The organism is Caballeronia novacaledonica (assembly GCF_900258035.1).
In the GTDB taxonomy this organism is placed as follows: Bacteria; Pseudomonadota; Gammaproteobacteria; order Burkholderiales; family Burkholderiaceae; genus Caballeronia; species Caballeronia novacaledonica.
In genome coordinates this window covers 1-10,923 of sequence record NZ_OGTP01000045.1, presented here as the reverse complement: position 1 = coordinate 10,923, position 10,923 = coordinate 1, and the positions used below count along the sequence as shown (strand labels likewise).

15 protein-coding genes are annotated in these 10,923 nt (G+C 62.9%); 6 read left to right on the top strand and 9 right to left on the bottom strand.

Features of this window, described 5'->3' with window-relative positions; all coding sequences use genetic code 11:
- The 4 genes from NOV72_RS33035 to NOV72_RS31320 form a co-directional block, all read left to right on the top strand.
- Positions 1-93: hypothetical protein (locus tag NOV72_RS33035; RefSeq protein WP_143281732.1), on the top strand; the 93-nt coding region annotated here is incomplete at its 5' end.
- A gap of 136 nt (positions 94-229) precedes the next feature.
- Positions 230-973 carry an acetoacetyl-CoA reductase gene (gene phbB / locus NOV72_RS31330; protein WP_106858390.1) on the top strand — a complete coding sequence of 248 codons (744 nt, stop codon included), beginning with the start codon at positions 230-232 and terminating at the stop codon, positions 971-973.
- A gap of 70 nt (positions 974-1,043) precedes the next feature.
- The gene (locus NOV72_RS31325; protein ID WP_106858389.1) at positions 1,044-1,262 is read left to right on the top strand and encodes a hypothetical protein; all 219 of its coding nucleotides are present in this window, start codon (positions 1,044-1,046) and stop codon (positions 1,260-1,262) included.
- A 136-nt stretch (positions 1,263-1,398) separates the two neighbouring features.
- Positions 1,399-1,737, top strand: coding sequence for a hypothetical protein (locus NOV72_RS31320; RefSeq protein ID WP_106858388.1), 339 nt, complete (start codon positions 1,399-1,401; stop codon positions 1,735-1,737).
- Here NOV72_RS31320 and NOV72_RS31315 read toward each other — a convergent pair.
- The 5 genes from NOV72_RS31315 to NOV72_RS31295 are packed head-to-tail and all read right to left on the bottom strand — an operon-like array spanning position 1,703 to position 6,183.
- Complete coding sequence (locus tag NOV72_RS31315) at positions 1,703-2,332, bottom strand: isochorismatase family protein (RefSeq protein ID WP_106858387.1); 630 nt, start codon at positions 2,330-2,332, stop codon at positions 1,703-1,705. The two genes, NOV72_RS31320 and NOV72_RS31315, sit on opposite strands and share 35 nt — an antisense overlap.
- Positions 2,329-3,369, bottom strand: coding sequence for a 2,5-dihydroxypyridine 5,6-dioxygenase NicX family protein (locus NOV72_RS31310; protein ID WP_106858386.1), 1,041 nt, complete (start codon positions 3,367-3,369; stop codon positions 2,329-2,331). The genes NOV72_RS31315 and NOV72_RS31310 overlap by 4 nt, the downstream gene beginning before the upstream one ends.
- A gap of 11 nt (positions 3,370-3,380) precedes the next feature.
- Complete coding sequence (locus NOV72_RS31305; protein WP_106858385.1) at positions 3,381-4,196, bottom strand: alpha/beta fold hydrolase; 816 nt, start codon at positions 4,194-4,196, stop codon at positions 3,381-3,383.
- Positions 4,197-4,199: 3 nt separating this feature from the next.
- Complete coding sequence (locus tag NOV72_RS31300) at positions 4,200-4,955, bottom strand: maleate cis-trans isomerase family protein (RefSeq protein ID WP_106858384.1); 756 nt, start codon at positions 4,953-4,955, stop codon at positions 4,200-4,202.
- A gap of 1 nt (position 4,956) precedes the next feature.
- The gene (locus tag NOV72_RS31295; RefSeq protein WP_106858383.1) at positions 4,957-6,183 is read right to left on the bottom strand and encodes an FAD-dependent monooxygenase; all 1,227 of its coding nucleotides are present in this window, start codon (positions 6,181-6,183) and stop codon (positions 4,957-4,959) included.
- A gap of 149 nt (positions 6,184-6,332) precedes the next feature.
- On the opposite strand from NOV72_RS31295, the gene NOV72_RS31290 reads away from it, so the two are divergent.
- Positions 6,333-6,992, top strand: coding sequence for an HAD family hydrolase (locus NOV72_RS31290; protein WP_106858382.1), 660 nt, complete (start codon positions 6,333-6,335; stop codon positions 6,990-6,992).
- On the opposite strand, the gene NOV72_RS31285 is transcribed toward NOV72_RS31290, so the two are convergent.
- Together NOV72_RS31285 and NOV72_RS31280 are read right to left on the bottom strand one after the other, a co-directional pair.
- On the bottom strand, positions 6,989-7,348 hold the full coding sequence (locus tag NOV72_RS31285) for a ferredoxin reductase domain-containing protein (protein WP_245933232.1): 360 nt from the start codon (positions 7,346-7,348) through the stop codon (positions 6,989-6,991). The two genes, NOV72_RS31290 and NOV72_RS31285, sit on opposite strands and share 4 nt — an antisense overlap.
- Before the next feature lie 298 nt (positions 7,349-7,646).
- Complete coding sequence (locus tag NOV72_RS31280; protein WP_106858380.1) at positions 7,647-8,741, bottom strand: glycosyl hydrolase; 1,095 nt, start codon at positions 8,739-8,741, stop codon at positions 7,647-7,649.
- A 648-nt stretch (positions 8,742-9,389) separates the two neighbouring features.
- On the opposite strand from NOV72_RS31280, the gene NOV72_RS31275 reads away from it, so the two are divergent.
- Positions 9,390-10,067 carry a type 1 glutamine amidotransferase domain-containing protein gene (locus NOV72_RS31275; protein ID WP_106858391.1) on the top strand — a complete coding sequence of 226 codons (678 nt, stop codon included), beginning with the start codon at positions 9,390-9,392 and terminating at the stop codon, positions 10,065-10,067.
- Here the strand turns inward: NOV72_RS31275 and NOV72_RS31270 are convergent.
- Complete coding sequence (locus tag NOV72_RS31270; RefSeq protein ID WP_106858379.1) at positions 10,000-10,659, bottom strand: SDR family NAD(P)-dependent oxidoreductase; 660 nt, start codon at positions 10,657-10,659, stop codon at positions 10,000-10,002. The genes NOV72_RS31275 and NOV72_RS31270 overlap by 68 nt on opposite strands.
- A gap of 60 nt (positions 10,660-10,719) precedes the next feature.
- The coding region (locus tag NOV72_RS32525; protein WP_181291210.1) for a hypothetical protein at positions 10,720-10,923 on the bottom strand (204 nt) is incomplete at its 5' end.

The following is a 10,923-nucleotide window of genomic DNA, read 5'->3' as shown; positions in this document are numbered from 1 at the left end:
CACGAAATGCAGAAGCGCGACGCGAAGAAGGGTCTGGCGTCGCTGTGCATCGGCGGCGGGATGGGTGTCGCGCTGGCGCTGGAACGTCCGTAACGAAAGCAATACACCGGCGCGGCACGCCACACGCGGCCCGACGCGACAACCAACTCTATAAGCGTCGAGGCAGCATCGCAGCGCCGGTTTCATTCCGAGTTTCATCAACCTGAGAGAATCAACGAGGAGTATCAGCATGACTAAGCGCATCGCAGTGGTGACGGGCGGCATGGGCGGTCTTGGCGAAGCCATCAGCATGAAGCTGCACGACGCCGGTTACGCGGTCGTCGTGACGCATTCGCCGGGCAACGCGAAGGTCGGCGAATGGCTCGCGAGCATGGATCGCCAGGGCTACAACTTCCGCGCGTATGGCGTGGACGTCGCCGACTACGATTCCGCCCAGCATTGCGTGGCGAAGATCCAGGCCGAAGTCGGCCCGGTCGATATCCTCGTGAACAACGCCGGCATCACCCAGGACACGACCTTCAAGAAGATGACGAAGGTGAACTGGGACGCCGTGCTGCGCACCAATCTCGATTCCGTCTTCAACATGACCAAGCCGGTCTGCGAAGAGATGGTGTCGCGCGGCTTCGGCCGCATCATCAACATTTCGTCGGTGAACGGCTCGAAAGGTCAGATCGGCCAGACGAACTACGCGGCCGCGAAGGCGGGCATGCACGGCTTCACGAAGTCGCTCGCGCTCGAAGTCGCGAAGAAGGGCGTGACCGTGAACACGATCTCGCCGGGTTATCTCGCGACCAAGATGGTGACGGCGATTCCGCAGGAAATTCTCGATACGAAGATTCTTCCGCAGATTCCGGCGGGCCGTCTCGGCAAGCCCGAGGAAGTCGCGGCGCTCGTCGCGTTCCTGTGCTCCGATGACGCCGGTTTCGTCACCGGCTCGAACATCGCGATCAACGGCGGTCAGCACATGAGCTGATGCTCGCAAGCGGCGCGCGACGATTCGTGCGCCGCCTGTCGGCTCCATCGATTCAATCTTCATCCGCGCCATGAACGACATCAGCGCACGCATACCTCTCTATAGCGCCGGTCATCTCGACTCGGCCATCGATCATCTCGAGCAAGTGCTGAGCCTCGAAGGCGCGAATTCGCTCTTCTCCAAGACATACTGGCGCGGACGCGTCGTGCAGGCGATCTCCACGCCAGGGCTTGCGCCGTGTCAGCATTCGCGTCTGCAACGCCTGCTGGATCGCATCGCTCAGGCTTGACGGGAACATAGGACCGCGCACGCGGTCGATCGTGAAACGACGGACTCGAATACATCGCGCCTGTCCTGTGATTCGTGAAGAAAATCGCGGGCGCTTGTACCATTCGTGTCGATCTAAAAATTCACGATCCACGAGCATGTTTTCTTACTTACGACCAATACATTCGACGCCGCGCGCGATCGGCGCAATCGGCGCGCTCGCGCTCGCGTGTCTGCTCGCCGCGTGCGGCACGACCAACGGCGTCACGGCCGGTGCGCAGCCCGACACTTACACGGTCACCGGCAAGGCGACGGGCACGCGCATGTCGTGGGTGACCGCGCGCAACGCCGCAATGGACGCCGCCGCGGATTACTGCAAGCAACGCTCGCAGCGTGTCGCGATCAGGTCGGAAGCAACGAGCGGCGTGCGCTCGCTCGAAGAGCAGACCTCCACCGTGTCGTTCAGTTGCGTACCGGAGAACGCCGCACGCGGCTGAGTAATTCTTCCGACGACATCACCGCAGCATACTTCTGCGCCATATCGAAGAGACTGGCGTCGTGCGGACCGAGCGCGCGATCGCCGACGCAATCGGACAGCACCACGGGACGAAATCCGCACTGCATCGCATCGACGACGCTCGCGCGCACGCAGCCGCTCGTGACAGCGCCCGCGACGACGAGCGTCCGCACGCCGCGCATCGTGAGCCAGCTTGCAAGCGACGTGCCGTAGAACGCCGACGGCACGTTCTTGCGCACGACGAACTCGCCCGGCGCAGGCGTGAGTTGCGGCACGATTGCGCTGTCGTGCGCGTGCTCCTTGAGGGTCAACATGCCGGGAACCTTGAGCGAGAAAATGTTCGCGTCCGAACCGTCGTCGGCATAGACGATCCGGCTGTGCGCGACCGGCCAGCGCATCTCGCGCGCCGCGCGCAGAAGCGGCACGGTGCGTTCGATCGCCTCCGCTATATTGCCGCCGCCGAACACGGCGGGGTCGGCGAAACCGTTCACGAAATCGACGATCAGGAATCCGATGTTTCCTTCGATATCGAACTCCTTGCCGAAGCCCTGACGTAAATAGATCGCTTCGTTCATTGCGTTTCCTCGATGGTCTTGCCTTCGCGAACCACGTCCACGCCGTCGAGCGAGACCGTGCAGCGGCGCAAGGGAATGTCGATATGGCATGCGGTCGTGCGCGTGCCGCCGCCTTCGTTGTTCGGTCCGAGCGAGAACAGGAAGTTGCCGTCGAAGGCGCGCGCGTCCATGCCGAGCGTCGCTTCGCGATCGTAGAGACCGAGCGTCGACCAGTGCGCGCGTTTCTGCAGGCCCCAGCCGATATGCGAGATCGCGAAGGCTTCGGCGTCGTCGAAGGAGAGCATGTATTCGCGCAGAAGCTCCGCATCGACGCCGCCTTCGATCTTGCGCGCATAGCCGCCTTCGACCGTCAACGTGATCGGCTCCGAGCAATAGCTTTTCTGCGGCAGAAGAATGTCGCCGCGATCGATCACGATGCGCCCGTTCGCGCCGCCTTCGTTCGGGAACGTGAGCGCGAAGCCGCTCGGCCAATGATCCCAGCGGCCGGGTTCATCGACGAAACCGTATTCCGCGATCGCGGGAAACGCGCCGAGCGGGCAGCGCAGATCGGTGCCGGCCTTCGATGTGACGCGCATCTCGCGCGCATGTTCGATGCGCTTCGCCGCTGCAAGCACGCGCGCCTTGTCCGCAAGCGTCGGCGTCATGCGCACGAGCACTTCCGGCGGTTCGACGGCAAGCAGAATCTTCGTGCCCGACGCGAGAATCTCGTGCTGCTCGGGCGAAAAGAGCAGTGTCATCAGGTCGAGCACGAGATCGCTCGCCTTCAACGCTGCGATGGCCGCGCGGTTTCCGGTGAGCGGCGTTTCGCCGAGATACGCGAGCGCGTCGCGGCTCAGCGCCTTTTCGCCGTTGATGGGCGGAAGATCGAGCCGGTTGACGATTGCGCCCATCGATTGCGTCGCGATCAGCGCGCACGCGAGCGTCTGCGGATGCGTCGCCGCGCCGGTGAGAATGGTCACGGTCTGCCGCGGCTCCAGACGCGACAGCGTGAGCACGGTTTTCCACGCTTCGATCAATTGATAATCGCTGATTGGCATGATGTATTGCCTCAGATGAGCGGTGCGCCGAAGAACGAACCGAGCGCGCGATGAAAGCCGCGTTCGTCGTCCCACGGAATCATGTGGCCTGCGCCGTGCACGTTGACGACTTCGAGTTGCGGCATCAATTCGCGCATTTCGGCGATGTCCTCGCTGCGGATCACGTCGCCTTTTCCCGCGGTCATCAAGAGCGCGGGTTGCCGGACGTGCGGCATGTCGGCGTGAATGTCGTCGGCGTGAAAGCCTTCGAAGCTCGCGCGGATCGCGCGTTCGTCGCAGGTGTGCAGCCACTGCGCGCGCAGACGCAATTGCGCGTCGGTCCAGCTCGGGCAGAACGCGCGCATGCCTTCCGCGTCGATGCCCTCGCGTGCAAGCGCAATCGAATCGATGTACCACGCGAGTTGCGCGGGATACGCGCGCCGTCCGGGACCGGACACGGGCGGATCGATGAGCGCGAGCCGCCCGATCGACTTCGCCTGTCGCGCGGCGCGCAGAGCGATGCGCGCGCCCATCGAATGGCCGAGCACGCTCGCCTGCTTTACGCCGATCGCTTCGATGAACGCGACGAGATCGGCGGCTTGCGCATCGAGACTGTAGTCGAGCGTCGATGACGCTTCCGACAGGCCGCGCCCGCGCACGTCGAGCACGTAAGTGTCGAACTGACGGCCGAGCGTTTCGGCGACGAAGCCCCACGTCACCGCCGGACTCGTGATGCCGGGAACGACCACGATCGCATCGCGATCCTCGCGCGCGCCGCCGTAGCGCAGATAGTGCTGGCGGATGCCGTTCGCGTTGACGTTCGCGCCGTAGAGAAAGGTCGATTCCATCGCTCAATACGCCCCTGAAAGCAACGCGCCCGCGCCCGGCACGATTGGCTTGAGGTCCAGCTCGCGCAGCATCGCGTACGTGGTGGCGATCGCAGCGGTCACGACGGGCTTGCCGGTCGATGCCTCGACCATCGGCACGACAGGCAGCGACGGCATCTGCACGCACGCAGAGAGAACGATTGCATCGGCGTCCTGATAGTTTATCGATTGCACGATGCCCGGCAGATTGCGTGGATCGTGACGCGCGACATCGAGATTGTCGGGAATCTCCAGCGCACGGTAGTCGATCACGTCGAAGCCTTCGTTGCGAATGTAATCGACGACGAGTTCGGTCAGCGGCTTCATATACGGCGCAACGACGACGACGCGCTTCGCCTTCATCACCTTCAGCGCATCGATCAACGCGCCCGCGCTCGTGATGACCGGCGCCTCGCCGCCATTTCCCGCCGTGTGCTTCGTCAAGCGCTCCTGCGATACGCGGTGATATCCGCGCCCCATCGCCATGATCGCGACGAGGCACGCGTAACCGAGCACGTCGACGCGCGCGTCCGAAAGCTCGACGGCGCATCGGTCGGATTCGGCGTCCATCGCCGCAAGCTCTTCCTTCACGACCTTCTTCATGCGCATGCGGCTCGAATGAAACGTGAAGCGCTCCGGCTCGATCGCCTGACGCGCCATCAGCATCGCGGGGATTTCGGTTTCCATCGTCGTGTTCGAACTCGGGACGATTTGCCCGATGCGATAAGTCCTGACCGACATCTCAGACCTCCAGGGAAACATGGGACAAGGCCGCGCGCGGCGCGAAGTCCGTTGCGTTGTACGCGTAGACCCAGTTCGCCTGGATGCCCGACGCCTGCGGATTCAGATACGACTTGAACTTGTAGATCAGATCGCGCTTTCTCTGCGCGAATGCGCTCGGCAAGTGATAGGTGCGGCCGCGCTCGCGCGATTCGAGCTGCACGCGGCTCGTGCGCGGCAGCCGCTCGGCTTCGTAGCCGCGCAATGCGTTGCCGATATCTTTGCCGTGCGCGGCAAGCGATTGCGCGAGCACGTAGCCGTCCTCGAGCGCCATCGCCGCGCCTTGCGAGAGGAAGGGCAGCATCGGATGCGCGGCGTCGCCGAGCAGCGTGACGTTGCCGCGCGACCAGGTGCGCATCGGATCGCGATCGAACAAGCCCCATTTGAAGACCGATTCGGCGCGCTCGAAGAGGCGCTGCAGATTCGGATGCCAGCCTTCGAACGCGGCGAGCAGTTCTTCGCGGCTCGATTTCGCGTTCCACGATTCCTCGACCCAATCTTGCGTCTCCGCCACCGCGACGATGTTCACCGCCGCGCCGCCGCGCACGTAGTACGTGACCACGTGCGCATGCGGCCCGAGCCAGAACGACGAATCCGGGCTGACGAAGTCCGGCGCTTCGTCGAACGGCACGACCGCGCGGAAGCACATGTTGCCGGTGAAACGCGGCGCTTCCTCGCCGAACAGTGTCGAACGCACGATCGAGCGCACGCCGTCCGCGCCGACGATCAAATCCGCTTCGAACTCGCTGCCGTCGTCGAACATGGCGACGGCGGCGTCTTTTTCCTGACGCACGTCGATGCAGCGCGTCGACAAGCGGGCGGAACCGGCTGGCACGAGCGTCGTCAGAATGCGATGCAGGTCCGCGCGATGCACGTGATAGAAAGGCGCGCCGTACAACTCGGAACACGCCGACGCGAGCGGAATGCGAAAGTTCTCGCGCGCCGTCTCCCAGTTGCGGCCGACGATCGCCTGCGGCACGAACGCGACGTCGCGCAGCGCATCGCCGATGCCGAGCGCCTGCAACACCTTCACCGCGTTGGGCGTCATCTGAATGCCCGCGCCGACGTCGCCGAAAACGCTCGCGCGTTCGAAGAGCCGCACCTCGATCCCTTGCTGGGCGAGCGCGCCCGTCAGGGCCACGCCGCCGATTCCCCCGCCGATCACGCCGACGCGAAGTGTTCTGCTCATGATCTCGTCCTTCCAAAGATGAAGTCGTGTGGATTCGGAGAGATATTATATGGCCGTATAAATAAATGCAATCGCGCAGCACGATGAACGGACTACGTCGTGATAGGCTCCGCGCTGAACGCACCCGAACGACAAGGACGAATCGAGTTTTGATCAAGGCCATCTTGTGGGACATGGACGGCACGCTCGCGGAAAGCGAGTCGCTGCATTTGCGCACGCTGATCGCGGCGCTCGCGCGTCATGGCGTGGAGGCGGGCGAGGAGATGCATCCGCTCGTCTTCGGGAAGACGGGACGCGAAGTGCATGCGCTGTGTTGCGAGCGCTTTGGGTTGTCGGTGGATTACGCGGACTGGTCCGCGTTTCGCGCGCGGGCCTATCTCGACGGGGCGCCCGCGCTCGTGCCGCGCCCGGGCGCGCTGGAGGTGTATCGCGCCGCGAAGGCCGCGGGGATCACGCAGGCGATCGTGTCGAATGCGTCGCGCATGCTGCTCGAAGCGAATCTGCGCGCGCTCGGCATCGAAGAGCCATCGCTCGTGACCATCAGCGTCAACGACGTGCGCAACGGCAAGCCGAGCCCCGAGCCGTACGAGCGCGCGGCGTGGCTGTTGCGTCTCGCGCCCGAAGAAGTGATCGCGGTGGAAGACAGTCCGACCGGCGCGCGGGCAGCCATCGCAGCGCGGATGCGCGTGCTGGCATGGCCTTTCGACGACGAAGGCGCCGCGCTTTTTCCCGCGCAGGCGCAGATCGTGCGATCGCCGCGCGAACTGGCGCGGGCGCTGGGTCTCGATCCGGCGCGGATGGCCGATTAGGCGATTCGGCCGTCGAGAACGATCTTGTGAATGTTCGACGCGTACACCCAGTCGCGCGCCTGACGCTCGACCCGATCCATGAAAGCGGGCGGGCCGCTGCAATAGATTTGCGTGCTTGCGTGAGTCGGACTCATCGCGAAAGCGCTCTTCTGTGCGGACAGATCATCGGACAAGTCGAAATGATGAAAGACCTTGCCGTGACTGCGAAGCGCTTCGAACTCCTGCAATAGCGCCGTGCGGTCGGATGAACGCGCGAAGTGATGCACCTCGAATTTCCGTCCCGCCGACGCAAGCCGCTTCGCGATCCCGACGATCGGCGCGGCGCCCGTTCCACCGCAATACAGAATGGATCGCACGCGATCTCGTGGAGCGTGATTGGGAATGCCGACGAATAGTTCGTCTCGCTCGATGAAGGATTGCAGGTTGCCGCGCATAGCTTCTCCAGATCGAAAGGGCTGCCTCTGATTCAGGTTATGGCGGAGAAGACTCGCCGACAAGGCGCTGCGACTGAATACCAGTCATATCGTCGCGCCGATAAGCACGCGCGCCATGATCCGGGAAAGTGCCTATTTTCCGGGCCGAAAATGCAACGAGCGACCACAATGGGTCGCTCGCGAAGATGCCGGAAGCGGGGCAATGAAACGCCCGCCGAATTTACATCGGGTGGCCGGCCACGAAGTTCTTATACGACCAGTAAGCGGCCTTTGTCGTCTGACCGTCCGACTTCATCAGACCGAAGTTGCCTTCGGCGTCGTCATAGAGTTCGAACGCCTGGATCGACTGAATGTTGTACTTCGATGCAAGGCTCTGGAACTGCGCCATCATCGTGTTGCCCGCCATGTAATTGCCGATCTGCTGGTCCGTGCCGTAATTCGGACGCACGCCGAATTCGTTGATCCACACCGGCTTGCCGAACGAATGGAGGATGCCCAGCATGTCGTAGCAACCCGTGCCGCCGCATGCATGCGTCATGTCGTTCTGGTTCGAATACCAGTGCCAAGCGGTGATGTCCCAGCTCACGGTCGGGTGGCCGCGGGTGCCGTCGGGCTGCGAGCCGTCCATCAGCATCTGGTAGAACGCGTAGTGAAGCCACGTGCCGTTCACGATGATTTTCGCCGAGCCGTCCACCGACTTCACGCCCGCGATCAAACCGCGAATCACGCCGCGCGCGAGGACGTAGGGCTGGTTCCTGTAGTGCGTCCAGCTCGTGCCGTCGACGTTGCCGCTGAGCGCTTGCGCTTCGAGCTCGTTGCCGACTTCGTAGTACTTGTACTTGTAGGTTCCCGCGACTTGCTGGCCGAGCGTGTAAGCCGCGTTGTACGCGTCCTGTTCCGAGTTGAAGCCGGTACCCAGAAGGATCACGGGATAGACCGTCACGCCGCTGGCCGCCATCGTCTGAGCCATCTTCGCGATGACCTTCGCCGAGCTCAGGCTGTACACATCGTTACGATAGATCGTCGCGCCGATGTCCTTCAGTTGCGCGAGCTGCGTCGCCACGGGCGTCGCGTCGTACGCGCCGCCGTTCGTGTTCCGGCCGTTCGCGCCGTAGAAGATGGACGTGCTGGCCGCGGCCTTCGCCGTCGATTCGGGCGCGGCGCTCTTGGCGGTTGCATTGTCCAGCGCGCCGTCGCCACCGCCGCCACAGGCGGCGAGCAACACGCTCGTCAGAACCGAGATCGCGATGTCCCCGGCTTTGCGCGCCGGGAATACGTTGCAGTTACGATGGGAAGTGTGGTTTCGATTCGTCATTACAGTTAGCATGGCTAATTGATTGGCGTAAGGCTCTTGCCGCCTGAAACGCTGCCGGACCTGCTCAGTAAATTAATCCGCTCCGTCGCCTTGGATGACACTAATTAGTCATCCAGATTACCTTTTCAAGGCAAGTCCGTCTGCCGAATTGGAACCGTCGGGAGACGAACTGAACAACGCGGATTCACTGACAGCGTTCGGCGCGCAAGACAGCAAGCGCTCCTGATGGTGGAGTCGAGCAAACGATTGCGTTCGCTCACTGCCTTACGAAATGACAAACGAACTCAGTTCGAAGGCGGTGTCGTCTGGATTTGAATAACGTTCGCGTGTTTCGGTCGAAAATCCCGATGAAATCGAGCTTTCGGCGCAACATCGGCAACCGTTGCCGGAAACCTGACTGACGGCAGCAAGGTTATCGTCTTATGAGATGAATGTAAATCGTTGTCGCAGTAAAAATTCTTTAGTTGCGCGGTTGTCGCAGAAAAACTTACTTCATATTAGTAAGTTCGGCCGTCTGGTCACTGATGACGGGATGCCGTGATCGGACCTTCATGAGTTCGTGCCACGCGCGCTACCGAATCACCACCTATAGTGCAGTCACCACGAGACGCGTGGACCGGCGAAACATTCTCGATGCAAGGGGCGACGATGAAAATCTTGATGGTGTTGACTTCGCACGATCAGCTCGGCAATACCGGCAGAAAGACGGGTTTCTGGCTGGAGGAATTTGCAGCGCCTTACTTCACATTTCTCGATGCGGGTGTCGACATTACGGTGTGCTCGCCGAAGGGCGGTCAGCCGCCGCTCGATCCGAAGAGCGATACGCCCGAAGGCCAGACCGAGCTCACCGAACGTTTCAAGGGCGATGCCGCCGCGCAGCGCGTCCTCGCCAACACCGCGATTCTCGCCGACATGAACGCCGACGACTACGACGCCGTGTTCTATCCGGGCGGCCACGGACCGCTGTGGGACCTCGCGGAAGATGCGCGATCGATCGCGCTGATCGAACGCTTCTACGACAGCGGAAAAGTCGTGGCGTTCGTGTGTCATGCGCCCGGCGTGTTGCGTCACGTGAAGGCGAACGGCGAGCCGCTGGTGAAGGGCAAGCGCGTTTCCGGCTTCACCAATTCGGAGGAAGAGGCGGTGCAACTCACGAAGGTCGTGCCGTTTCTGGTGGAGGATGAACTCAAGCGTCTCGGCGGGCGCTTCGAGAAAGTCGACGACTGGCAGCCGCTGTCGATCGTGGATGGGCGTCTCGTCACGGGGCAGAATCCGGCGTCGTCGAAATCGGTGGCGCAGGATCTTTTAAAGCTGTTGCGGGCGTAGGGCGCACGCGGCGGATAGCCCTTGCGCCGCCGTTAGCGGGGATCGTCTGCCCCGTGATGAATGCATTGCCGACGATCTCCATCACGACGTCAGCGACTTCGCCCGCTTCGCTCAGCCGGTCGCTGCGCTTGAGCGGCCCGGTTATGTCGGTATCTATCTGTCCCGGCGTGAGCGCGTTGACGGTGATGCCGTCGCGCGCGAGTCGGGCCGCATAGGTGCGCATCGGCCTTTCGACAACAGACCCGGCCCGAGCGCCGCCGTCGATGACAGATCGACCACGCCGTCCGAGCGCCGCGCGCAGCACGGCTCGCGTGTACGGAAACGCCGACTTCAGATTCACGGCGAGCGTCTGGTCGAAGTTGGCTGCAGTGAGATCGTCCCGGCGCCCGCATTGAATGTCGATGTGACCGAGACGCCGTTCGATGTCGCCGGTCGTCGCGTGAGCGCTTGATCTCCGCGACATCGACGGCTTCGTTCCCGCCACCGATGCGCTGCAAGACGCGAGGGCCGGCGACATCGCGCGGCCGATGCCGTTTGACCCACCGGTAATCAGTGCGACGCGGCCGTTCAGTTCGAGGATACGAGCGCGCATGGCAGAGACCTCTCTCGCGTGACGATCGGCCTGCGATGCGTGTGTGGCGCGTCGACCCAATCAAAGAAAAAACCGATGCCCGGTTAGGGACATCGGTTTTTCCTTGCGCTGCGCTGCTTGATTAACGGCCGCCGTGGCCGCCACCACCGCCACCGTTGCCGCCGCCGCCGTGACCGCCGCCGCCATGGCCGCCACCGCCGTTGCCGCCACCGCCGTTGCCGCCACCGCCGTTGCCGCCACCGCCGTTGCCGCCACCGCCGTTGC